This is a genomic window from Candidatus Krumholzibacteriota bacterium, assembly GCA_034520215.1.
GTDB lineage: Bacteria > Krumholzibacteriota > Krumholzibacteriia > Krumholzibacteriales > WJIX01 > JAGHBT01.
The window spans coordinates 102,310-127,301 of record JAXHNR010000002.1; the positions used below are offsets into that span (position 1 = coordinate 102,310).

The window sequence follows — 24,992 nt, forward strand, 5'->3', positions numbered from 1 at the left end:
TTTATTCCCCCCTCTCTCTGACCTTCCTCGAGAGCGCCCGGAAGTATAAATCTATCAGATCTTCATATTCTCTGGGCCCTTTCATTCTCATCCCGCTTCTAATCATTTCAAGAATAGCATCACTGTTTTCACTCGTCCTCGCGGCCCTTCCGGGGTCATCGCCCCATAGAATCTCCGCGTTCCTGCTGACCCTTTCTCTTTTATAATCTCTTCTGTTTATCGATCTCTGCGCCTGAAGCATTCTGCCGAGCACTCTCTCTTCCATCCCAATTAAATCCTTATCGAGTTTCCCCTCGTCAAGTTTTTCCGCGATGCTGTCCATCTGTGAAGCAAGGCCTTCTATTTCGCCAAGGAGGTCTTCGCCGCCAACACTTTCCTCTTCAATCTGCTCTGCTATTTCCTTCATCTTCCTCTGCTTTGCCGCGAGGCGGGACATCTTCGCCCTCTGGCTCATCGAGAGGCTCGACCTGTTCTGGTTTCCATACATTTTCTGAAGCTGCCTGTCTATGGCCATCTGCCGGTTTAGCATATCGCTTATTTTCTTCTTTGCACCGCCTCCGCCTCCGTTGCTGGACGAGTTGGCTCTCAACAATTCAATAACCCCTTTGTTAAGATGCCCCAGAGCGTAGCGCGAGGAATCACGGGCTTTGCCGTGGCGCCTGTTTTCTATTGCGTCTAAAACTCCTTCAGCCCCGCGCGCGGCACAACCCAGGTGAGTAAAAACAAGACGTGATCTGAACATTGATTTTCTGGTAATTTCGTAGAGTTCTTCTACTATATCTCTGATAGCCGCTTCAACAAACATTTGCTTTTCAGAGGCGGTTCCTTCCGCCGGCGAGCCGGCGCCCGCGAGGTCTTTCGCCACCTCCTCCTGAAGCTTTGACGTTTCAACAAGCATGTCCGCGGCGTGCTGAATACTTTTCTTTACGCGATCACTCAACCTCATACTCATTCCCTTCTGGCATCTCCCAAGAGAAGTATAAAGACCGAGCATTTCATCCACCGCGTCTTTCTGAGTACACCGCGCCCCGTTTCTTTCTCCGCTTTCCATCTGCCCCGCCGCTTTATTCATAACGGAGTCCAGCTTCGCTTCTTCGAGCTGTTTATGGGCTCTCTCTAATTCACTATTTCTTTTATTATCTTCGGACTTTGATAAACTGCCGAGGTCTTCTTCATATTCCTTCGCCTCCTTCGCCAGATCTTTCTGGTCTTCAGACAGCTTCTCGAGATCTTCAGCTTCAGCGGAATCCCTGAGAGCTTTCTGTCTTTCGAGCATACTCTCCATTCTCCGCATAAGTTCTTCCATCTTTTCTTCCCGCATAACCTGTTTGAGGTAATCAATGGTCCGGTCCAGCTCTTCGGTCATCTCCTCAGTTGAAATTTCAAGATCCTCCATCGCCGACGTGATATCCTCTTCGGACAATTCGTTCATGATCCTGTTTGTTTTCTCGATAAGGTCCTTAAGCGTTTCACTCTCCAACCTGCTTATAAGCTGCTGAATCCTCTCTAACTTTTTGCCGATCTTCATCGATGTCATTCTGTTCTGCTGAAGAAGATTAAGCGATTTTTCCATCCTGGAAGCTGATTCAAGAGCTTTTTGCCGCAGCTTTTTGAATTTTTCCAGAACATTCTTCCCTTCCCGCTTCTTCCCCCAATCCATTTCAGGCTCAGCTTTGAATCTGTCCGAAAGTTTCTTGAGTTTTTCCTTTGCCTCCTGACCCGACCGATATAAATCATCTATCTGATTTGTCTGCCTCTCTTGACTTTTTCTGTGACTGGCATACATCTGTGAAAGTGAAGGGACGTCCATATAGCGGAGCTCGGTTCTGGAGTATCCCGGCCCGGAAAGAACGTTGCTGTCGAACGCTTCAAGGTAGTAATAAATTCTGTCTCCCGGCATAACGGAGTTTCCTTCCAGAGACCACTCGAAGACTTCTTTGACAACGCCGTTATTCTTTCCTTCAGCTTTAAAGAGGACAATTGTCTTATATTCCTTCTCCTCTATTTTGAACTTCAGATTTATTCTTGAAACAGAATAATCGTCAACCGCTCTGTACTGCAATGAAGCCAGAAGGGACCTCGGCAGCAGCGCTCCATCCTCCGGTGTAATAACTTCCACTTCAGGAGGGAGGTCATAAGTTACTTCCAAAGGGTGGAATATCCTGTGTTTGTTCTCATGCCCCTCGCTGTCTGTTACACTCACATGAAAGGTGTCCTTTGCCCCAGCAGTAAAAGAAGCGCTGAATTTATCACCGGACACTTTGACTGGAAGGTCTTTAGCCCTTGTAAACATGAGGGTTCCCTCTTTTATTATTTTACTTGTCTTGCCCGATATATTTATGCTTGTCCCGAGAGGAACTCTCATCCTTCCGGCAACAGTTTCTACGGTTTCAGAGGGCATACGAGTATAATCAGGGTAGTCAAGCCGGGCACTCAACCGGTTTATAACGGGAAAGTATGTAACATCCACACCGAATGTGTCAGAAGATCCGCCGTCAGATTTAAAACAGTAGATCAAATCGTCTTGGGGCGACTTGAGGGTTTTTCTATAAACAGCGAAGGGGATATTCCCCGCGGATACCGTGTCGGGGGCAATTTTTTCCTCCTTCCATACCCCGTCAACAGAGCTGGTGCATAGTGTTACATCTTTCGCCTCAGCTCCAAAATTAATACCCTCAACATAAATGTCCTCTCCCTCGAGCAATGAAATATTCCCGGAGGCGGCCAATATATTTGCCTTCTCAGAGCCGGTGAAACTAACGCCCGGATCTGAAATAAAAGAAATGATCTCATTTACACTCTGAGGGGCAAATAATGCCTGGCAAACAAACAATACTCCGAGAAGAATTCCGGCGGCTGCCCACCCTGACCTTCCCTCAGCGGCAAAGATATTCTTTTCTTTCAGTTTTTTGATATCTATGTTTGCCCGTCGAATTGCCTCATCTATAAGATACCGCGAATAGCCGCCGCTTCCCTTTTCCTCCCTTGAAAATTCAAGGGCTGACCCGAAAAGACTTCTATATCCTCCCGTTTTTCCGTCGAGCAGCGCGGCTAATCCGCTTTTGTCCGCGACATGGAAAGATGGAGATAATAAGGAATAAAGCAGCGCGCAGGCTACGCCCGTCCAGAAAAACAGGAAGGCGAAAAAGGGGAAGAAACTCCAATTCGAAAAGAGACTATTTAACGCGAGAAGAAGAAACAGAAGCAGAAACACAACCGAGGAAAGAACCGACAGGAGTCCTCCTGCCAGGGCTATACGGCGCCGCAGGGCCGAATTGGCCAGCTCTTTTAAGAAAACCTCTTTAATATTCTTTTCACTACCCATAGCAATACAACGAGGGATCCGCCTCAAATCTCTACCCGACAGGGACATATAAGGCAACAGGCATAGTTTGTTCTAGTAAGTTATCGCGTAATAGAGTATGTTCACAGCCATTCTAACCGCCATCTCCCTCTTTTCCGCGGGGTCATTATGAACATCGGCGTCTTCGAGCCCGTCGCCTATATCGCTCTCATAAGTATAAAAAATCATCAGTCTGTCTTCATCGAACACACCAAGACCCTGAGGAGGTTTTCCGTCATGCTTGTGAATTTTCGGCGGGCCTTCAAGGTCATAAACACAATGATATATCGGATTATCAAAAGACACTTCTACGAGCTCTCTTTCAGGGAAAAGCTCCTTTACCATTTTCCGGAAAGATAAGTCCATCCCGTAATTATCGTCCGCGTATAGAAACCCTCCTCTGAGAAGGTGTGTTCTTAAGGTCCGCAGCTCTTCCGGCGTAAGTTTTACATTCCCGTGGCCGGTCATATATAAAAAGGGATAATTGTGCAGATCGGGATCGGTTAATTTTACCGTCTTCTCATTTTCTTCTGTATTTATCCCCGTTCTCCTCTGAAACTTCTCTAAGAGATTGGGCAGCGAGGACGGATCACTGTACCAGTCTCCTCCCCCTCCGTACTCGACCCGCCCGATCGATATTCTTAAGTTTCCCGGCGGCGTCATACCTGCAGGCGCCGGCGCCGAAAGAACAGAGAATCCGAGTACAATAAAGAAAACTGAACAAATCTTATATATATAGCTTTTTAAGATCATGAGCGTCTGAACAATCTACAAAGACGGTAACGTTACAATTACTTCAACACCCTGAGTGTCCGTTCTGTTCCTTAAAATTATCTCTCCCGCCATCTGGTCGACGATATTTCTGCATATTGCGAGTCCGAGACCCGTCCCGGTTGTCTTTGTCGAGAAATAGGGCTCGAAGAGTTTCTCCTCTACTTCACTCGAGAGACCCGTCCCCGTGTCCAAAACTTTGATCAGCGCCTTATCATCAACGCGGCTGGTTTTGACAACAATCCTTCCGGGGCCTTCTATAGCCTCAATAGAGTTTTCGATTAGATTGTTAAACACTTTTCTCAATCCTTCTCTATCTGCATTGACCTCTATCTCTCCGTCCGGCTGAAAAACAATATCGATTTTTTCAATACCTCTGTATGACGAAATCTGTTCTTCGATAAACTCGTTCAGCTGTACCTTTTCAGCTTTCAGCTCCGAAACTCTTCCAAAACTCGAGAACTCGGAAGCTATGCGCCGCAGAATATCAGTATGCTTCATAATCGTATCTATACCGCTTTTGAATATCTCCTCGAATTTTTCATCCTTTTTGCCGTAAGCCCGCCGCATAAACTGCGCCGAAAGTTTTATCGGTGTAAGAGGGTTTTTAACCTCGTGAGCTATCTGCCTTGCCATTTCCACCCAGGCCGACAGCTTCTTTGATCTGATCAATTCTGTAAGGTCGTCAAACACGACTACTGTCCCGGCCTTTCCGCCGCTTTCCGGAAGAGAGGTCACGACCGCTTTTATAGTCCTCTTCGCCTCGTCCGAATAGAGATCCACTTCTCTTACTTCGCCGCGCGCCCTGCCCAATGAAAAGAGATCGAAAAATGGTCTCAGCTCTTCCCGCTTGATATCTGAAGGTTTAGTCCCTATTACCCCTTCTCTCGATATGTTGAGGATTTTCTCTCCGGCCGGATTAAATGTAATAATCGTGCCGCTCTCATCGGAGGTTATAACTCCTGTAGCGGCGTTATCCAATATGGTTGCCAGATATTTCTGCCTGTCCAAAAGCTCCCTTCTCGCTTCCCTGAGCCCCGTCGTCATAGAATTAAAAGAATCGACAAGCTCACCTATCTCATCCGGTGCGCCGGCTTCCAGCTTGAACTCGAGGTCCCCTTCAATAATCTTTCTTGTCCCGCCTCTAAGCTGTGCTATCGGGGTGAATATCCTCCCGGCGAGAAAGACTCCGAGAGTTACAGAAGCCGCGAATAAAAGTGCTAAAAGACCCATCAGAAGCCCGCGGGTTTTATGTATCTCTTTCTGAACGAGTGTGGCCTGATACAGCAGCGGAACGGATAGAACTCCGAGCACAGAACCTTTCAGAGGTTTCATCGAAATTCCGGCAACATGATACGAATACTCGCCGAGCGATTCTGTGCCGATAACAGTTCTGCCTCCGCCGAGGGCGGCATCCGCGAACATCAAAGGCTCCATCAGCGCATTTAGAAAGCCGCCCGTAAAAAGATCTCTCTGGCTTGAAGCGTTGATCATGCCTTTGTAGTAAATATTTACATTCTTCCCGAGTACCTGTGCTATCCCCCCGACAAATTCATCATCCATCCTGCGGCGGTAATAGAGATATCCCCCTGACGCGCCGGGAATAGAAATCGGTATTACCACCCCTCCGAATAAATAAGGCGGGGAATACGTTATGGTAACTTCTTCCATTCTGCCGGTCTCAAACAGGTTCAGAGCATCTTCGATCCTGAAATTGCTCAGACTTTCATCCAGGAGTATCTCCGATCCGGTAAAGAGGGTGAACTGCGTAACTTCCTCCCTCGAGATATCCCTTATCCGGGGGCTTTCTTTACCTTCCAGAATGTCATTAAGATACTGGCTTCCTGCGAAGGATTCAGCCTCGGATTTTATTGAATGCTCGATCAACGAGAATGCCGATTCAACCCCCGCTTCAGCTTCCCGGTTCGCTTCAGCTTTGTAGCGTTTTTTTATAAATCTGTTGGAAAACGCCCCCATTGCTACAACGGGAAGTATCGAAACAATAAAAAAGGACAGCAGTAATTTCTGCTTGAACCCGAGGGCTCCGGAGAAAGTCACATCCGGCGTCACGCTTCCCAGAACAGGCAGTTTCCGAATAACAAAAAGTACAACGAGAGAAAAGATCGTAAGGATAACCTCAAGTGATACTACGGTTGCCCATTCAATAGTTCTTCCCGCCAACCCGGGGATCTGGTATCCCACGAGATACCCTTTCTCATCTTTGTCCAGATCCATTATACAGCGGTATTTCTTCTCTCCGGCATCGATCTCAAACCATTCTCCGCTCTTTCCGGGAACAATGGCTCCGGTGTAGAGGAAAGGACTGGAAGATTCCTCGACCGCCCCCGATTCTATTCTGGCAACAAGCAAATTGTGCGGTTCATCCACTCTCCGGCGGAATCCCCCCTTCTCTTCCTTATGGAAAATCTCGGGTGTCTCGGGACTCCTTCTAGCCAGTAATCCGGTGTTCTCGAAGAAATACGGAATTTTTATCTCAACCTTGCCTATCTGTTTTCCTTCAATACTGTAAATCGGCGAAACGCCGATAAAGTAATAAGCCGCTCCTTTATTCGTTTCCTCCCTCTTCTGAATCACTCTCGGGCCCGGGAAAGATGTCTTATCTCCGGGCAGGTCACGCGCGATGCCCAGCGGAATCCCCAGTGAAAATGTCGAGAATTTATTCCCCTTGTTGTTGTAGACGTCAATGAGGCACGGCAGATCGAATTTTCCGAGATTACTCCCCGTCCATATTTCAAATGCCGCGGATTCTTCCTCTGAATCTACTAAAGAACTTACATTCTTATCATGAGATATATCTCTGCAGACATCCGGAAGAAAAGTGCCGATCCAGCTGTCTTCAGGATGGTTGAATTCATCAACCATCTCCCTGATTCTTCTCTTCTTTAATCTGTCATACCCTCCTCTCGCCGTCCCGTATATAAGTAACGAGAAGATAAGAACAAGAAAGAAGGAAGAAAATATCACCGTTATGATCTCTTCTTTTCTCAGCATGGGGAAAATTTTCAAAGACATAAGCAGAATCGCGGCCACTGGTACAAGCTGTGTCCAGTTACCATTCAGCAGAAATGCCAAAAGAGACACCGTCAGAACAATTACAAGAACGAGCTCTTTCAAGCCGCCGTTCTTCCAGGCCAGAATCAGCCGTGAAACAAATATCAAAACAATAAAAATCGCTGAAACCGCGAAGAGAAGAGCGAGATGAAGAGAAAGAACCGGAGTTTCAAAAAAGCCGATATCAAGACCTACTATTTTTGGATTCGCGTTTCTGACAAGCCTCGATACCAGTTCAGAAGCGGCAACCGTTCCTGAAAATAGGAAAGCGGCGAGAAGGACTATTTTGCCCGCCGCTATGGCGGGATTAAACGAACCGGCGCGTAATATTCTTCTTTCCAGCACTCCCGGATAGAAAGTGCGAAATACCTTTATAGAACCAAACACAAAAAATAAACCAAAAAGAGATGTTAAAAGAAAATCGCCCGTCGTACGGAAAAGCCCCCCCGGCATATCATCCATGTACATTACAGGATCGAAGAGATTCGTGCCGAGAAACGAACTCGGCATATTGAGCGACAGGAGAATGTGCCGAATCAAAGAAAGGAAAAACAGAAGGAGAGCAACCCTTCTAAGCATGAACCAGAATCCCTTCCCGCTTTCAAGCTTTCTCCTTGAATAAGTTCTGTAAATCCATATTGCGAGAATTGTTACAATCAATGTCAGCAACAACCCCGCCGTCAATGCCTTTTTTTCTTTCTTAAGTCTTTGTACTTCGTTGAAACTTCTTCCCCTCACGCGCAACCGGGCTAAGGGAAACCCCTCGGCCGAATTTATCACTCCGTAAAATCCTATTTCCCCGTTCGGATCAAAGTAAACCTTTGGTTCCTTTTCGTCCCCGACATCTCCCGGGAAGTCCTGCCTTCTAACCCCCCCAACCTGAAACGTAAAATCTATCTTTGCGTCATGTTCGGCTGAGAGAATTTCTTCCAGTCCTCTCTGGCGGATAAATCTGTTTTTCTTAACGTAATTTACCTCCACGGGAGTATCCACAACAACTCTTCCCCAGTCATACTTCTGTTCTTTTATGAGCAAGGTGTAGATCTTAGTTTTCGCGGCGAAAGTGCCACGGGAGGAATGCGGCATTTCCCCTAAAAAACGGGGTTTTCCGCCCCACGCGACCCTTTCTCCGTCCTTTGTATAAATCTGCACACCTATTTCATTGCCGGATTCTACCCCTTCATATTTCCCCCTCGCCACTGAATCGACCTCGCGTATCAGGTAGGCCCTTTCAGTCCGGGTGAGTTTATCAACCCCGATATCTTCAACTATTTTACCTGATTTATCCGCGGCGGCTGCGATGAAGGATTCAACATCCTCTAACCTCTCTTGCGCGTCCGTGTATATTTTCTCCAGATGACTAATCTCTTCACGCTTCCAGCTGTCCCTGTCGCCGGCGGCGGGGAAGAGCAGCAATATCAATCCCATCAAAAGCAAAAGTGAAATTACTAGAACCGGCTCTTTTTCTCCACCCGGAGCCGTTATTTCATCTTCTCTTATCCCCTTTTTCTTATGAAGGCCCGGCCCGACGATATCTTCCAGTTTTTTTGGATACCATTTTTTCCGGCTCTTAAGCTGTCCGCCTTTTCCGAGAAGCATTTTGCCGGGGGGAGGAAGAACAATAAAGGCGATAAATCCCGCGTCCAGAAGGATAAACATCAGCCAAAGAGGTGACGGCAGGCTTGTATTGCCGAGGGATAAAAAAGAGACTAAAAAAGCTATAGAGCCGGCGAGGAAGGCCCAAAGAGAGATATAAAAGAATTTCTGTTCTTTTTCATAATCCAAGCGCAACAGGGCTCCAGGTACAAACAGTTAAACGACTTACAAAGCACTCCACCTGAAAACTCAAAAGAGATCATTCCTGATTACATTTATGCCTTGGATCTCCGGGCTTTTGCAATTCTGTTCTGCCATTCGACAAGGACCGGGCTTGCCACAAATATAGATGAATAGGTTCCGACGACAACCCCTATAAGCAGAGCAAACGCGAAATCGTGAATAACTTCACCTCCGGTAAAATAGAGGAAAAGAACCACTATCAGAGTTGTAAGTGATGTAACTATCGTTCTGCTCAACGAGTCGTTTATGGAAATATTTATCATTTTATTATATGATTCCCGGCGGCGAATACTGAAATTTTCCCTGATTCGGTCAAATATAACAATAGTATCGTTCAAGGAATATCCGACTATAGTAAGAAAAGCGGCTATAACAACAAGAGAGAGTTCCTTGCCGGTTATCGAAAAAATCCCCAGCGTTATAAGTATATCGTGAATTAATGCTATGATAGCCCCAACCGCGAATCTGAATTCGAACCGCCAGCTGATATATATAAGTATTCCGAAGAGAGAAATTACAATAGCCGCCCAGGCTCTTTTCTTAAGTTCTTCCCCTATCTTGGGGCCCACAGTTTCAGTGCGTCTTACTGTGATCTCTCTGGACGGGAAACTCTTGTTTATCTGGGTCTTTAATTTATCAGCGGCTTTAGATTCTATCCCCTGAAACGGGAGATTAAAGGCTATACGGCTTTCCGTTTCCATAGTTGCCGCCGTTATTCCAACGCCGTTTTCTTTAATATCTTCTTTCAGCGTTTCGAGAGGAGGAATATTTCTTCCCTCAACCACTATAAGATTCCCGGCTTTTTCACCGCCGCTTAGGTCATCCACCATTTCCTTGATTGACAATATCTCCCAGCCGCTTTCAGGCGCGACACTATTAAGCGCGTCGAGGAGGTTGCCGGCAGCTATCCTGCCTTCTTTTATCTCTTCAACCTTTATAAGATATTCATTATTCTGGCCGAACTCCTGAATATTGGCATTTTCATACCCGGCTTTTCTCACAACATCCCGCAGGTCGTTAATGGGTACCGCTTTATCAAACATGATCTGCACAAGCGTTCCGCCTTCAAAATCGATACCAAGATCGGGGCCTCCGCGAATCAGAAGTGATCCCAGCCCGGCCAGGATTACTATCAGGGAAATAATGAAAGCTTTATTCCTGAATTCCACAAAGTTAATTTCTGTTTTGCCAAAAAATCTCATGCTTTCTCCTCAATTCATATATCATATACTGAGCTTCTTCACTCGACCACTTCTTGTCCAAAAATCGAAAACCATTCTGCTGAACACCAATGCCGTAAAGATACATCCCAGAATCCCTATGCTCAGTGTAGTGGCAAAACCCTTCACGGGCCCTGTTCCGAATTGCCAGAGCACAAAAGCTGTTATAAGAGTAGTCAGGTTAGCATCCACAATCGTCGTAAAAGCCTTAGAGAAGCCGGCATCCACAGAAGATCTTACTGTCTTCTTCTTGTTTAATTCCTCTCGAATTCTCTCAAATATAAGAACATTCGCGTCAATTGCCATTCCTATAGTCAGAATAACTCCGGCCAGTCCGGGCAGTGTCAGCGCCGCTCCCAGGTAGGCGAGAAGCCCGAATACTATAAGAAGGTTGAATATCAAAGTAGCTGAAGCGATGACTCCGGATATTTTGTAATAAACAAATATAAAAAGAACTACAACCGCCAGCCCGAGCAGCGCCGCTTTTATACCCATTCTGATAGAGTCGCGGCCTAGAGTCGGCCCGACAGATCTTTCTTCTATAATCCTCATGTCGGCGGGCAAGGCTCCGGCCCTCAATACTATTGACAAGTCCCTGGCCTCTATGTCGGTGAAATTCCCTTCGATAACTCCCCGGCCGCTTGGTATTTTACTCCTTATTACAGGATAGGATTTAATTTTCCCGTCCAGTATTATCGCCGTAAATCTTCCCACATTTTTGCCCGTAAAAGAGGCTAGATGCCTGGCGCCTGTTCTATTGAAATTGAATTGCACCAGAAGTTTCTGCGGGGCTTCGGGGTCCGGTTTCGGGGTCGCGTTATTTAGATTCTTTCCGGAAACCATCTCGTCATTCGCCAAAAGGAAGAGAAATTTGCCTCTTCCCCCTCTTTCAGACAGAGGTACCCATTCATCGAACCACATAAAATCACTGTCTTCGGGAATCACTCCCATTCCATCAAGCCGGGAGAGGAGCCTTCTAACGCGTTCTATATTATCCTCTTTTACAACAACCCAGTCCCTGTAAAATCTAAAAAGAAGGGAGGTAAAAGGTTTTTCCTTATTTACAGTTTCTAAGGGGATATTCCCCAGACCGGCCTTATCACTTTCTCCGAGAAGAAGAGAGTCAGCATCGCTCCGGGCGCTCTCGAAATCTGTGCCCGCCGTATCTTGAGTTTCTTCGGAAAGAGCCGGTATTGCCCCCAATGTGTCTGCCGGCTGGTCTTCCACTTCGACAATAGAATCCCCGTGCTGCTTTAAAAGCGCTTCATCGAACCTTTTGAGAACCGCGGCCAGTTCCTTCTGTTCACGCACCAGACGCCATTCAAGCATCGCGGTCTCACCGATCAGTCTCTTCGCTCTCTCCGCGTCCTGCAGGCCGGGCAGCTGCACGATAATTCTGTTTCTTCCCTCTTTCTGGATAACCGGTTCCGACACTCCGAATTGATCCACTCTATTTCTTATTACTTCAAGGGCTCTGTCTACTACATCCTTCTTCTCTTCTTCTTTCAGTTTTGAGTCGTCAACTTCCAGCACGAGATGCATTCCGCCCTTAAGGTCAAGCCCGAGCTTAAGAGATTTGTTCATAAGTTCATCAAACTCTTCGGGCTTTTCGATCCTCATCTTCTCTTTTTCCTGCTCAGACATAGTTACAAGCTTGAAAGTAGGGTAGAGAAAGTAGAGTGCCCCGATAAAAACCAGAAACACAATAATCAGCTTTGTTCGCAAATCCTTTTTCACTTTACCTCACTTTATTAAAACTTAAATCACAAACTTTATCGTATAATTCCAGCTCATATACACACACTTATCCGTTAAAAGACCGTACTCTCCCCTTAACGGTTTAGAATATCTAATTTACAACAATTTTACCTCTATAGTCAAAGATAAAATATAATAGAAGCTCATAAAATTTTCCCTTTCCCCATTATAACACTAACAATCATAAGATATTATCCACGGCCGGGGGCCTAATCACCCTTTTTTTCGGTTTTCCCGGATAATGTAGGTATCGCCGCAAAAGCCGCCGCGGCCGCCTTTAACACAGCCGGGCGCGTAAATCTTGACAACCTTAGCGCCGGAAAGCAAACCGGGTCCGGCATATTTCTTTCTTGAATCGGCGGGCAGGCAAGCTTATATTAAGCACTAACCACAGAAAGGAAAATAATATGCAGCCCCTAAACTACCTTTGCCCCAAGTGCGGAGGCAACCGTTATGAAACGGGAGAGATCCGCACCACCGGCGGTTTTCTAAGTAAGATTTTCGACGTTCAATCAAATAAATTTACTACGGTCGTATGCTCGAAGTGCAGATATACGGAAATCTATAAAGCAGACAGCAGTATGCTCGGTAATATCTTCGATTTCTTTACAGATTAATATTTGTTTTATTCATGCCGCGAGAGGTTTTTATGTTTTCTGATACAGGGGTTTTTATATATTTTTATTCTGTTTTTGTGTATGATTGCAAACGCGGCCATTGCCGAGCGGAGATCGAAGGATTTGAAGCATTTCTTAAACTGGAAGCGGAAATTATCTCAATATGAGTGACTCGGATATTCTGAAAAAGCGAAACAGAGAACTTAAGGTTTTCAATTCAATCGCGAGAGAACTTAACGCTACAGTAAACCTCAGTGAAACCCTCCAAAAGGCGCTCACTGAAACCCTTCAGCTTATGGAGCTTGAAACCGGATGGATCTACCTCCTTGATGACGAGTCCGGCGAAATGACTTTGTCTGCCGATGAAAATCTCCCCCCCGGCCTCAAAGAAAACTCTGAAGTTATGGAAGGTCCGTGTAACTGCCAGAGAAAATTCGCCAATGACAAGCTGACCTTCCCCGTCAATGTGGATAGTATCGCCTGCAGCCGTTTAAGTAAGTTAAATAAAGGGAATAACGGGCTTAAATATCACACCAGTATTCCTCTCTATACGCGCAACGGAGCCAAACTCGGCATTCTGAATCTGGCAAGGCGGAAGTGGCACAAAATGAACGATAATCAACTGAATCTTCTTAATACTATTGCCGATTTCATAAGCGTGGCTGTTGAAAGATCAAAGCTCTTCGAGGAACTTCAGAGAATTAAACAGAACAAAATCGACGTTATGGAGCATGAGCTTCAGGCCGCCCGCGATATGCAGATGTCTCTTCTTCCGGACAAGCCGCCAAAAATCGCCGGAATAGAACTCTCAGCCGTCTGCGTTCCTTCAAGAGAGGTAGGGGGAGACTACTATAACTATCTCCGTCTGGATGATAATAAATTAGCTATAGTACTGTCCGATGTCTCCGGGAAAGGGATGCAGGGAGCTACAATTGCCATGAGGTTCAACGAAATTCTCCGCTATGAAGTAAGGGGGGTTACCGATCCGGCGGAAATCCTTAAACGGCTCGATAAATCCTTACTCTCGATAATGCCGCCCACTATGTTCATAACAGCCGGAATCGCCGTTCTGGATACCGAAGAGAAATCGCTGAATATAGCAAGCGCCGCTAATCCGGAAATATACCATTACTCGGCAAAAAAGAACAGCGTTCGGCCGCTCGAGATCACAGGGCTGCCGCTTGGAATCTTAGAGGAACAGATATCGGATGAGCCTTTCAAAAGCGGCGAAGTATTATTAGAACCGGGCGATGCGGTAGTTTTCACCTCTGACGGAGTCGAAGAAGCAAGAGATGAGGCAGGATCGTTCTACGGCCGCGAAAGACTCTCAGACGTTATTCTAAGAATCTGCGGGGAAAAGAAGGGAGCGGAAGAAATCCGCGCCGGAATCACCGAGGATTTAAAAGATTTTACTTCAGATTCACCACAGAGTGACGACATAACCATTATAGTTCTCTCGGTCGATCCTTAAAGATCAGAAAAGCTGTTGCCTAATCCTTCTGGGAATTGGCTTTCTGTTTACGTTTGCATTTATACATATTATTTTCAGCTTCCTTTAGGACTTTATCCATCCCCGTATTCATGTTTTTCTTGGTTGCAGTCCCTAAGGCCAGGGAAAGAGCTTTCCCTCTAATGAAAATTTCTTTGCACCCGGCAAATATCCTTTCGCATATTATCTTTAAATCATCATCTGTTGCTTGAGGCAAAAAGATGATAAATTCATCCCCTCCATAACGGGCAACAATATCTTCCTTTCGGCAGGAACTTCTCAAAACTTCCGCTGCTTCCTTTATTGCTTCATCTCCTTCCCTGTGTCCGTACCTGATGCTCGGACCGGACATCTCAGGTCGTTTCCATCGTTTTCCCCATGCGCACTAGGATCCGGTGTTTGATCAGATCCCGGCGCAGCGGGATAACGCCATCCGGTATAATCCGCGTTGTTCCAGGATACGAACTCCCGCTGGATTCCCTTGGACGTACCACTGGCGGTATGATTGATCAGGTCCAGGACCGAACAATGAATATCACGAGTATTCCCGTCGCGATGGCGAACTTGGCGAAAAAGGCCCATAGCTTGCCGACGAATGCCCAGAACCCCACGTTGATAGCGTTCTCCATCTTCTTGTACTGGATGTATTCGGCGGCTACCGCCCCGGCGAAGGCTCCGAACAGCCCGAAGATCACGCTTCCTATGACCGGCATGGCGGACGTCCCCAGCACAGCTCCGACAATGCCGCCAGCCAGCGCCCCGACAGCACCCCACTTCGAGGCGCCTTTCTTAATCGCGACGGCCGACCCAAGCAGCACTTCTATGACCTCCCCGATCACCACCAGCACGACCATCACCACCCACCACTGCCACCCGATAACGGTGAACTTGTTGGCCAGATCATATATTAATATGACTCCCAGACTAATCCATCCTCCCGGCAGTCCCGTAAATATGAGAAGATTTAAGAGGAATACCAAAAAATAGAGGAGGACGAGTCCCGTGTGCTGCAGAACCGATACCAAAACCTGCTCCTTTCACAAGTCCATATAACATGAACAACTCGCCGTAATGAAACAGCCGCCGACTAGAACGATGACAGCTCTTATCTTGAACATGAACCTTAAAAATTCTAAGACATCCGTCTTTTTATGTCAACGGCATCCCGGCCAGGACTTTCCCCAATTTTTATTACCACGCAGGAGATTAATTAATTCGTAAAGTATGCGGCTGAATGATATTTTCAAAATCGTGGTCAATTCCCCCGGCGAGTGAATTGTACGCTCTGCGCCTCGGGCTCGCTCTTTCTGCCCCTTCGGGTCAGAAATCCTTGCCCGCTCGCCCTCCGGAGGGTTTTGAAAATATCATTCAGCCGCACTCATCAGCAATGAAAGCCCTATTCCACTTACTAATCCTGATAACTGATTGTATCTCGCAATGTTATTACAATACTTGCCGAATTTTCAGAGGGAACTCCAACATCCCGGCCTCTCAGAAACAGACATAATATAAAGAAGTTGCCTTGAGGCCTTCTTTGGCTTATAATCTCAAACCGTTAAATAATTAGCTTGTTTTTTATAACCGGTCTGGATGTTTACGAATGAAAACTTTTATTACTATTTTTGCCACAGTTCTTTTCGCGGAGCTTGGAGACAAAACACAGATCGCCACTTTGCTCTTCGCGACAGATAAAGAGAATCCTAAATCAATGGTGTTCTTCGCCTCCGCGGCCGCGCTTGTCACAGCTTCGGCGATCGCTGTCATGCTGGGAAAGATGTTCGAAAATTATGTAAATCCTAAATATCTTTCATGGATAGCGGGCGCGGGGTTTATTGTTATCGGGATCTGGACGATCGTTAAAGCTTAAATGTAACGGTTTTTTCAATACGCTGTGGGGGTCCTTTGCGGCAACTCTTCTTTCTTTTCTTTAGTATAATCTGATATACATACTATACTTTCTATACTTTTTTATCTTAAAAAACTATCATATGAAAGGAAACCTGAAGAATGAGACCAGCATTAAATTTTGGGGTATAAAAGCAGAAAACGCGCGGTGGCTCACAATTCACGGAATCACTATCGAAGTTGAAAATAAACTCGAAGGGTTAGCCGTGAGCGGCATATACACAGGCGCGGATAATCTGAGCGGTTTTTCCGCGTCAGCAGTTAACTGTTTTTATAACCGGCAGACAGGCATCACCGCGGGTATCTTTAATTACGCGGAAAATCTATCCGGAGTACAGATTGGCCTCTTAAATATAGCCCGGAATAATCCGGCCTGGGCGCGATATCTTCCCGTTTTTAACGCTCATATCGATTAGCGAAAATCTTTTTCTCTTTTCAAATCATTATTACTTGACAGATGCACCCAAAAGGCTTTCTTATAGAAGTTGCGGCATGCTCTGTCGCGGCATGTCCGGATTGAATTTTCAAGCGATCAGTTGTCTTTTCTGACTTTAAGGTCCGGGGCGGCCGAAAAAACTATAGAAACTTTCTTTTTTGCTTTTTCTCTTTAAATTTATAAGAGGAGATGAACGGTTATGAAAAAAGACGAACTTAAAAAAATGACAAAGAAAGAGCTTATAGCCCTCGCCCGGTCAAAGAAGATCCGCGTTACAACGAGAATGCTGAAAGCTGATTTGATCGACACGATCTACAAAGCTATCAGGTCAGGTAAGCCGAAGAAAGCAGCCGGCGGCGAGCCTAAAAGAAAAAAGGGGCGATCCGGTAAGCGTCCCTCCGCTAAAAAAACAGCAAGGAAGAAAACGGAAAAAAGCGCCATTGACTCCGGTGACCGGACAATCAGGCAAAAAGCTGTTGCCGGAAAATATTTTCTGAAAAAAGATTCTGGCCCGGATTTAATAAAAAACGAGACTTCGAGCCTTCCGGAATACGATATTACACGTATTGTGTGTATGGTCCGGGATCCACACTGGATATTCGCATACTGGAAAATATCTTCAGAAGAATATAATACTCTGAAAAGGAAATTCGGCTCATCACTTAAAAACTTTAGAACTGTTCTCCGTGTATATGAGGACTCCGAAGGCGGAAAGAAACATTTCGATATCGATATCCCGGGCGATTCAAACAACTGGTATATCAATGTATCTGAGAGGTGCAGATACAGAGTGGGGATAGGAATGATTTCGCCCGATGGAATCTACGAAGAAATAGCTCTTTCCGATACTGTCGAAACTCCGCCCGAAGGGGCAAGCAAATACAGCGATGAAAAATGGTTCGTGTCCGATGCCGCTTTCAATGAAATCATTTCAGCTTCCGGGGACTTGAAGGAAAAGACCGGCTCTGAAGAATATTTAAAGGCTGAAAAGAACTCCAGCATAGACTCTGAAACTGTTTCATCGTTCAGCGGCACCGAAAAAGGCCGGGAAGAGGATCCGCGGCCGTCTATTAAAATGGAGCTCGTCGTTTACGGAGCCGCCGGGAAGAACTCCCGGATCAATCTTCTTGGGAAAGATATCGAACCTAACGAGGACGGTTCTTTCTCAATCCGCATGGCCCTTCCCGAGGGTGAATTCGAACTTCCCGTAAAACTGGTTTCCTCAGACGGCAAATTGAAAAAAACAGTTAAAGCAAAGATTAAAACGGAAACCCCTTAAAGGAAACGGTTTTGATATGACTAACGGTCACAAAGGTTATCTAAGTCTGGTATTACACGCCCATCTGCCATATGTGCGGCATCCGGAGCACGCACGTTTTCTCGAAGAAGACTGGTTCTACGAAGCGCTCACAGAGACCTACATTCCGCTTCTTGATATGTTTAACAGGCTGAAGGATGAAGGCGTTGATTTCCGCTTCACAATATCGCTTACCCCAACACTTCTGTCAATGTTGGCGGATCCCCTTCTGCAAAACAGATATATCCGTCATCTGGACAGCTTGATAGAGCTTACCCGAAAAGAAATGACCCGTACCAGGTGGATGCCGGACCTTCTCGCTCTGGCGCGAATGTATCACGACAACTTCATAAAATGCCGCGGTATCTTTGCCGAAAAATACCACAAAGATCTCATCTCCGCCTTCAGATTCTTTCAGAATGAAGGAAACCTGGAAATACTGACGTGCGGCGCCACCCACGCTTTCATGCCTCTTGTAAAAAACAGAAAAGCCGCGGATGCTCAGATTAGAATCGCCGTCGATCAGTATAAAAACTTCTTCGGAAAGAACCCCGCCGGAATCTGGCTGGCTGAATGCGGCTACACACCCGGGTTGGAAGAGATTCTGAAAGCAAACGGAATAAAATACTTCTTTACCGATTCCCACGGCATACTAAACGGCGAGCCGAGACCACGCTACGGCGTGTTCGCTCCCGTGAGCTGCCCGAACGGCGTCGCCTTATTCGGCCGCGACAACGAATCTTCAAAACAGGTCTGGAGCGCCAAAGAAGGCTACCCGGGAGATTACCAGTACAGGGATTTCTATAGAGATGTGGGGTTCGATCTGGATTACGATTATATTAAACCCTATCTTCACGGTGACGGCAACAGAATCAGCCTGGGTATAAAATATTACAGAATAACCGGCAAAGGCGAAGAAAAACAGATTTACGACCCCTCTGCCGCCGCAGAAAAAGCCGCCCTTCACGCGGGCAACTTCATGTTCAACAGAGAAAAACAGATCGAGCATCTCGAAGGATTCCTCGGAACCAAACCGATAGTTGTTTCTCCATACGACGCTGAGCTTTTCGGTCACTGGTGGTATGAAGGCCCCTTGTGGCTGGAACATCTTATGAGAAAACTGCATTACGATCAGAACTCGATAGTTCCGGTAACTCCGAGCGAATACCTGCGGGCCCGATCTGAAATTCAGGTAGTAAAACCGTCTATGTCCTCCTGGGGGTACAAAGGGTATAATGAAGTGTGGCTGAACGGAAGTAATGACTGGGTATATCCCCATCTGCACATCATGGAAGACAGAATGGTTGAGCTCGCCGGCAGATTTCCCTCAGCCTCCGGACTGCCCGAAAGGGCGCTTAATCAAGCCGCGCGCGAGCTACTTCTCGCCCAAAGCAGCGACTGGGCTTTCATAATGAAAACGGGAACAATGGTAGAGTACGCCCACAGCAGGACGAAAAGCCATATATCCCGCTTCGACAGATTATACCATTCCATTCTTTCTTCCCGTATAAATGAATCGTGGCTCAAAGAAATAGAAAGACGGGACAACATATTCCCCAACATTGATTACAAGGTTTACTCATCAACCGAGAATCAGTCATGAAGGAAAAGATTGATAAAAAACACCTGATTATTCACGGACACTTTTATCAGCCCCCCAGAGAGAACCCATGGACACAAAGAATAGACAGGCAGGAGAGCGCCGCTCCTTACCATGACTGGAATGAGAGAATAACCCGTGAGTGCTATCTTCCGAATTCCTGTTCCAGGCGTCTCGACGGATTCGGCAGGATAGAAACTCTCGTAAACAATTACACCCGCTTAAATTTCAATTTCGGCCCGACCCTCTTCAGATGGCTCGAGAAGCACCACCCCTCCCTCCATAAAGAGATCATCAGAGCTGACAGAGCCGGCGCGGAACTGAATAAGGGACACGGCAACGCTATCGCTCAGGTTTATAACCACATAATCATGCCCCTTGCCTCAAAGAGGGATAAGGAAACACAAATACGCTGGGGGGTCAATGACTTTAAGCGATGTTTCGGACGGGAACCGGAAGGTATCTGGCTTGCCGAAACAGCCGTCAACCAAGAGACGCTTGACATTCTGATCGACTGGGGGTTCCGCTTTATCATACTTTCCCCCCACCAGGCGAAGAGCTTCCGCCCGCTCGGGGGAAAAGGGAAATGGAAAGATGTAACAGGCGGCACTATCCCCACGGGTTTCGTTTACCGCTGCCGCGGCGGCAGTGCTGAAGCCGGCAATAACTATATCGACATATTCTTTTACGACGAAAGGCTGTCACAGGATATCAGCTTTAATCACCTGCTCAGGGACGGCGACCGTTTTGCCGAATCTATCGCTTCATCATACCGGCGCGGCGGAAACGACCTTGTTGCAATAGCAACCGACGGTGAAATTTACGGTCATCACGAACCCTTCGCGGATATGGCCCTCGCTCATCTTTTTGAAAGCGCAGCGGAAAAACATAATTTGACAATTACAAATTTCGGCGCCTACCTCGACACGCACGAACCGGAGTTCGAAGTAAAACTTAAAAAAGGGGGAAACAATCTGGGAACAGCGTGGTCGTGCTCGCACGGATTAGGCCGGTGGAAAGAAGACTGCGGCTGCAATGTGAACGCGCCCGAAGGGTGGAATCAAAAATGGAGAAAGCCTCTGAGGAACTCCCTTAATATTCTAAGAGACCGCCTCGCGAAGATATTCGATGCCGAGGGGGGCAGACTGCTCGAGGACCCGTGGAAGGCCCGCGACGATTATATCTTTGTTATGAACAGCGGCAGCACGGACGAGGTAAACTCTTTTCTCGCCGAACATTCAATAAAACCCCTTTCCCGGGAAGAAAAAATCATAGTTTTGAATATGCTCGAATCCCAGAGGAACGCCTTGTTTATGTTTACCTCATGCGGGTGGTTTTTCAACGACATCTCCGGACTGGAATCCGTTCAGCTTATTAAATACGCCGCCCGCGCCATTGAGCTCGCGGGAGAGGAATACAGCGGGGGGCTGGAAGAAGAATTTCTTGCCGAATTACAGAAGGCCGAAAGCAATCGTGAAGATGTCGGAAACGGAGCTGAAATATACAGATCCAACAAGAAATTTTCATCAATCACCCCGTCCTTCATCGCCGGACAATACGCCTTATCCTCTCATCTTTCATGTCCAGAGGCTTCTCCCGAGATGTTCGGCTGGTCTTTCAACAAGCTCGATTCATACTCTAAGGAATCGGGCGGAGGAATGATCTACTGCGGGCTGCTTGAAATTGAACCGCCTTTGATACCGGAACTTTTCACGTTCGGGTATCTTCTTATGATGGAAGAAGAAATTCAAGTTATCTGCCTTACCAGAGAATTTGAGGATTACGGAGAATTCGAAAAAATTAAAAAGAAAATCTCGGCTCTTCCTTCCGGAAGTAAAAGGAAGGATGTTCTGAAGTTTTCCGTTGATCATTTCGGGGGTCACGTTCTCTCAATCAGAGATCTATTCCCCGAAGACAGAGACGCCATCCTCACGTCTATAACCGACAACAAACTCGAATCTCTCGAAGGCCTTCTTAAGGATATTTATCTTAAAAACAGAGAGTTCCTCCGACTCCTCAGCGAGTCATCCCTTACTCCTCCCGAGAGCATCCTCGTTCCCTCCCGCGTGTATCTCGAAAGGAAACTTTCTTTTGAACTTAGAAACTGGCAGAAATCACTCCGGCCCGCTGGGATAGAAGGTATAAGAAAAATAATATCGGATGCTTCCTATTACGGAATCGATATAGACAAAAGCTCCGTTTCTGAGCTGTTTTCCGTCTTCTTGCTGGAAAATATCAAGAGGCAGAAGGAAAAACTTATTGCCGAAGAATCAGAGGCGATGATTCAGTTTGTCAATTTCTGCGGCGATATAGATATTGAAATCAAAACGGGGATGATTCAGAACCATATATTCACTATCTTAAATTCTACCTTCAAAGAGGAAGCGGAAAAACTCCCGCCCCGCTCAAAGAGAAGCGGAAATGAAGTGAAGCCGGTTCTTGAATTTCTCAATCTGGCCGAAAGATTCAACTTTAACATCAGCGCCTGGAAAGAACTCCTTTAGCGTACAGCTCACTTTTATTATAATATATCCTGCCTTTGCTCTTATTGAATCCGATTCAATTCGGGGGGTTTGCGGTGAATACCGAGGAAGCTAAAAAGAGGATAGATGAACTCAGCGATAGAATCAATAAATACGACTACCTATATTATATAAAAAACGATCCTGAAATCGCTGATGAGAATTACGATGAGTTGAGAAGGGAACTTATCAAACTTGAACGGTTATACCCGCGGCTGAAGAATCCCGATTCTCCAAGTCAGCGTGTCGGGGCTCCTCCGGTTGATAAATTTGATTCAATAAACCATATCAGACCGATGCTGAGTCTGGCATCCACGACAAGCCAAGAGGAAATAAGAGAATTCGATTCCAGAATGAAACGTCTCGCCGGAAAGAAAAGGATCAAGTACACGGCTGAACCCAAGTTCGACGGGCTCTCGATTGAACTTGTATATGAAAACGGACTGCTCTCTAAGGGCTCTACCAGGGGAGACGGAAGAACCGGAGAGGATATCAGTGTAAATATCAAGACGATCTCCTCGGTCCCCTTAAAATTGAGAGTTTCCGCTGCTGTTTCTGTGGTTTCCGTAAGGGGAGAAGCAATAATGCTCCTTGAAGATTTTCAAAAACTTAACGGAAGAATGATCGAAGCGGGGGCATCCCCGTTTGCCAATCCCAGAAACGCCGCCGCCGGATCTCTCCGTCAGCTTGATTCTAAAGTTACGGCCGGGCGGCCCCTCACATTTTACGGTTATGAAATTATGTATATGGAAGGAGAAAGCGCTCCCGCCTCACACACAAAAGAGCTGGAACTTCTGGAAGAATGGGGATTCAAGGTATATTCCGAATACAGGTTATGCGAAAATATCGACGCTGCCATTGATTTTCACTCCACGCTGTCAAAAAAGAGAGACACCCTTCCCTTCGAAATAGACGGAGTCGTAATAAAGGTCAACTCTAAAGAGCTCACCGAAAGCGCCGGGGCGCGCTCAAGGTCTCCCCGCTGGGCGATAGCCCTCAAGTTCAAACCGCGCAGGGAGATAACCACAGTTGAAGATATTGTGGTGCAGGTAGGGAGAACCGGCAAGCTGACCCCCGTCGCCCTTCTCAAACCTGTCGACGTAAGCGGCGTAACGGTAAGCCGGGCGACACTTCACAATGCCGACGAGGTGGCGAAAAAGGATATCCGCATCGGCGACACAGTTAGAATCGAAAGAGCGGGAGACGTTATCCCCGCCGTTGTCGAGAGAATAAAAACGGGCAAATCAAGAGGGCCCAAGTTCAGCATGCCCGCGGAATGCCCCGTCTGCGGTTCTTCAATTATCCGGGAGGGAGCCTATCACTTCTGCTCCGGAGAGCTTTCCTGTCCTTCACAGCTCAAACGGAGTATTACTCACTTCGCTTCGAGGGGAGGTATGGATATCGAACATCTCGGGAAAAAGACCGCTGAACTGATGGTCGAAAAGGGGATTCTAAGCTCCGTGGATGAAATATTCCGGCTCGATTATGAAACGGTAATGACATTGGAAGGATTCGCCGAAAAATCCGCCCGCAACCTGCTGAATGCTATTGAAGAATCCAAGGAAATATCTCTTTCCCGCTTTATCTTCGCCCTTGGAATACGAGGTGTGGGAGAACACGCGGCCCGGCTTCTCGCGCGGCACTTTGGATCTTTAGAAAGACTCGAAGAGGCTTCCCGCGAAGATCTTTTAGAAATAGACGAGATAGGCCCCGGCGCGGCGGGAAATATCAGAAGGTTCTTAAGCGATGAAAAGAAGAAAAAAATAATTAAATCTCTTCTCTCTTCGGGAGTAACTCCCTTTATAGAAAGGGAAAAGGATTCCTCTGTATTCAGCGGCTATACCTTTGTGTTCACAGGCGCCCTTGAAAGATTTACGAGAGATCAGGCAAAAGAGCTGGTTGTCTCTCTCGGAGGAAGAGTCTCTTCAAGCGTCAGCGGAAAAACAGACTATCTAGTCGCGGGCGGCGCGCCCGGTTCAAAATACGAAAAAGCTGTAAAACTCGGTGTTCCTATCATTTCTGAAGACGAATTCGAAAAGCTCTCAAGGGGAGTTTAGCGGCTGGAAAGAAGATTAAAAGTTCCGCGTAATACTCAATTCATATTGATGATCTCTATTCACCGTCTTTATAGATACTCTTTATTCTGCCCCAGCTTGTCTTTTCAGCGGCTGAGGAGCCGTCCCACCCGGCAATGAGCGCCGCCATCCACCAGACCGCTCTGCCCTTCTGCTTGCAGCTTTCTATTGTCGTGTGCGCCGCTTCATCGCCGTTAAACTGTTCATGCTCAACCGGCACGGAAGTCCCGTCGTAATCGTACGTATTCTGCTCCCACGACTCTGCCACAGGATTATACCACCAGGCGTCGAGATCGGCGAAGTCGTATAGAACCCTGTTATTATCCAGGCAATGCTGTCTTATCTCTTGATTCCTGAGATATCTGTTGTATCCCTCTGCTCCCGTATACTGGGCATTGCCTGTCATGTAAACGAATGTAACGCCCGGATATTCCGCTTCTAGCACACTTATCGAGTCAAGGTATGCCCGCGTCTGCTCCTGCGAATAGCCATTAAGCTCGGTGCACCACGACCACATCGAAACGTTTATTTCCGGGTTGGCGTCAAGAACCGCTCTGGTCTTGTCCATCCCGCTTGCTGTGCTCCAGTATTCGTAAGTTGAGATATATGTGTCGCTGATCTGCCCGCCGTAAATGCAGAAAGCGCCCTCTTCTGTCGGCAGGGTATTATCTCCTCTCGCCACGCTGTACTTAGAATCGCCGGTTTCTATATAACTAAGCCCGGTTACAAGCTGACCCCCGTGAGAGGTGTGAGCGTAGTGAAGTTTTATAACCGCTTGAACAGAATCTATCCAGGCATCGGGGATATCTGAAATTCCCTCGCATGTATGATCTATTATTACAGGTTCACCGCTCTGCCGAGCGTAAGATATATCCGCCGACACTAACCAGAAAAATGAAAGAACTATTATGAGTTTTCTCAAATCTTCCCCCTAAGTATATTCCTACTGTTTATATCATAACTGAATAATTATACGGGACATCTGAAGTTCTATCACTTCCCCTTATGGCCCTCTATTTTAACCATTATACACCATTTTCCCCCCAGT

The 24,992-nt window shown here is 46.7% G+C and carries 16 protein-coding genes; 8 read left to right on the top strand and 8 right to left on the bottom strand.

Annotation, left to right across the window (positions count from 1 at the left end):
* Window position 1: 1 nt before the first annotated feature.
* From U5O15_07155 to secD, 5 genes are all read right to left on the bottom strand, one after another.
* Window positions 2-3,325, bottom strand: coding sequence for a DUF4175 family protein (locus U5O15_07155; protein MDZ7860428.1), 3,324 nt, complete (start codon window positions 3,323-3,325; stop codon window positions 2-4).
* 72 nt (window positions 3,326-3,397) lie between these two features.
* Window positions 3,398-4,006 (bottom strand): DUF4159 domain-containing protein, encoded by a 609-nt coding sequence (locus tag U5O15_07160; GenBank protein ID MDZ7860429.1) that lies wholly within the window; start codon window positions 4,004-4,006, stop codon window positions 3,398-3,400.
* Window positions 4,007-4,111: 105 nt separating this feature from the next.
* Window positions 4,112-8,971, bottom strand: a complete 4,860-nt coding sequence (locus U5O15_07165; protein MDZ7860430.1) for an ATP-binding protein — start codon at window positions 8,969-8,971, stop codon at window positions 4,112-4,114.
* Window positions 8,972-9,057: 86 nt separating this feature from the next.
* Window positions 9,058-10,227: a protein translocase subunit SecF gene (secF, locus tag U5O15_07170; GenBank protein ID MDZ7860431.1), complete on the bottom strand. Its 1,170-nt coding sequence runs from the start codon at window positions 10,225-10,227 to the stop codon at window positions 9,058-9,060.
* Between the two features lie 21 nt (window positions 10,228-10,248).
* A complete protein-coding gene (gene secD / locus U5O15_07175; GenBank protein MDZ7860432.1) occupies window positions 10,249-11,982 on the bottom strand; it encodes a protein translocase subunit SecD in 1,734 nt (577 codons plus the stop codon).
* Between the two features lie 428 nt (window positions 11,983-12,410).
* Here secD and U5O15_07180 point away from each other — a divergent pair, with 428 nt between their 5' ends.
* Complete coding sequence (locus U5O15_07180) at window positions 12,411-12,620, top strand: zinc ribbon domain-containing protein (protein MDZ7860433.1); 210 nt, start codon at window positions 12,411-12,413, stop codon at window positions 12,618-12,620.
* A 163-nt stretch (window positions 12,621-12,783) separates the two neighbouring features.
* Window positions 12,784-14,091: a GAF domain-containing SpoIIE family protein phosphatase gene (locus tag U5O15_07185; GenBank protein MDZ7860434.1), complete on the top strand. Its 1,308-nt coding sequence runs from the start codon at window positions 12,784-12,786 to the stop codon at window positions 14,089-14,091.
* Window positions 14,092-14,110: 19 nt separating this feature from the next.
* On the opposite strand, the gene U5O15_07190 is transcribed toward U5O15_07185, so the two are convergent.
* Both U5O15_07190 and U5O15_07195 read right to left on the bottom strand, forming a co-directional pair.
* The gene (locus U5O15_07190; GenBank protein MDZ7860435.1) at window positions 14,111-14,461 is read right to left on the bottom strand and encodes a GGDEF domain-containing protein; all 351 of its coding nucleotides are present in this window, start codon (window positions 14,459-14,461) and stop codon (window positions 14,111-14,113) included.
* A gap of 157 nt (window positions 14,462-14,618) precedes the next feature.
* Window positions 14,619-15,134: a DUF456 domain-containing protein gene (locus U5O15_07195; GenBank protein MDZ7860436.1), complete on the bottom strand. Its 516-nt coding sequence runs from the start codon at window positions 15,132-15,134 to the stop codon at window positions 14,619-14,621.
* 575 nt (window positions 15,135-15,709) lie between these two features.
* On the opposite strand from U5O15_07195, the gene U5O15_07200 reads away from it, so the two are divergent.
* The 6 genes from U5O15_07200 to ligA all read left to right on the top strand — a co-directional run bounded on the left by U5O15_07200 (window position 15,710) and on the right by ligA (window position 23,926).
* On the top strand, window positions 15,710-15,976 hold the full coding sequence (locus U5O15_07200; GenBank protein ID MDZ7860437.1) for a TMEM165/GDT1 family protein: 267 nt from the start codon (window positions 15,710-15,712) through the stop codon (window positions 15,974-15,976).
* Window positions 15,977-16,097: 121 nt separating this feature from the next.
* A complete protein-coding gene (locus U5O15_07205) occupies window positions 16,098-16,430 on the top strand; it encodes a hypothetical protein (GenBank protein MDZ7860438.1) in 333 nt (110 codons plus the stop codon).
* Between the two features lie 219 nt (window positions 16,431-16,649).
* The gene (locus tag U5O15_07210; protein MDZ7860439.1) at window positions 16,650-17,729 is read left to right on the top strand and encodes a DUF4912 domain-containing protein; all 1,080 of its coding nucleotides are present in this window, start codon (window positions 16,650-16,652) and stop codon (window positions 17,727-17,729) included.
* A 16-nt stretch (window positions 17,730-17,745) separates the two neighbouring features.
* Complete coding sequence (locus tag U5O15_07215) at window positions 17,746-19,350, top strand: 1,4-alpha-glucan branching protein domain-containing protein (protein ID MDZ7860440.1); 1,605 nt, start codon at window positions 17,746-17,748, stop codon at window positions 19,348-19,350.
* On the top strand, window positions 19,347-21,851 hold the full coding sequence (locus tag U5O15_07220; protein MDZ7860441.1) for a DUF3536 domain-containing protein: 2,505 nt from the start codon (window positions 19,347-19,349) through the stop codon (window positions 21,849-21,851). The genes U5O15_07215 and U5O15_07220 overlap by 4 nt, the downstream gene beginning before the upstream one ends.
* Window positions 21,852-21,925: 74 nt before the next feature.
* Window positions 21,926-23,926, top strand: coding sequence for an NAD-dependent DNA ligase LigA (gene ligA, locus U5O15_07225; protein MDZ7860442.1), 2,001 nt, complete (start codon window positions 21,926-21,928; stop codon window positions 23,924-23,926).
* 55 nt (window positions 23,927-23,981) lie between these two features.
* Here ligA and U5O15_07230 read toward each other — a convergent pair whose 3' ends face one another.
* On the bottom strand, window positions 23,982-24,866 hold the full coding sequence (locus U5O15_07230) for a hypothetical protein (protein MDZ7860443.1): 885 nt from the start codon (window positions 24,864-24,866) through the stop codon (window positions 23,982-23,984).
* Window positions 24,867-24,992 lie beyond the last annotated feature (126 nt).

Bases quoted from the DNA above. Each gene is read 5' to 3' on its own strand.
- U5O15_07155 (MDZ7860428.1), bottom strand. From the start codon at position 3,325: ATGGGTAGTGAAAAGAATATTAAAGAGGTTTTCTTAAAAGAGCTGGCC.
- U5O15_07160 (MDZ7860429.1), bottom strand. From the start codon at position 4,006: ATGACGCCGCCGGGAAACTTAAGAATATCGATCGGGCGGGTCGAGTAC.
- secF (MDZ7860431.1), bottom strand. From the start codon at position 10,227: ATGAGATTTTTTGGCAAAACAGAAATTAACTTTGTGGAATTCAGGAAT.
- U5O15_07180 (MDZ7860433.1), top strand. From the start codon at position 12,411: ATGCAGCCCCTAAACTACCTTTGCCCCAAGTGCGGAGGCAACCGTTAT.
- U5O15_07185 (MDZ7860434.1), top strand. From the start codon at position 12,784: ATGAGTGACTCGGATATTCTGAAAAAGCGAAACAGAGAACTTAAGGTT.
- U5O15_07190 (MDZ7860435.1), bottom strand. From the start codon at position 14,461: ATGTCCGGTCCGAGCATCAGGTACGGACACAGGGAAGGAGATGAAGCA.
- U5O15_07200 (MDZ7860437.1), top strand. From the start codon at position 15,710: ATGAAAACTTTTATTACTATTTTTGCCACAGTTCTTTTCGCGGAGCTT.
- U5O15_07205 (MDZ7860438.1), top strand. From the start codon at position 16,098: ATGAAAGGAAACCTGAAGAATGAGACCAGCATTAAATTTTGGGGTATA.
- U5O15_07210 (MDZ7860439.1), top strand. From the start codon at position 16,650: ATGAAAAAAGACGAACTTAAAAAAATGACAAAGAAAGAGCTTATAGCC.
- U5O15_07215 (MDZ7860440.1), top strand. From the start codon at position 17,746: ATGACTAACGGTCACAAAGGTTATCTAAGTCTGGTATTACACGCCCAT.
- U5O15_07220 (MDZ7860441.1), top strand. From the start codon at position 19,347: ATGAAGGAAAAGATTGATAAAAAACACCTGATTATTCACGGACACTTT.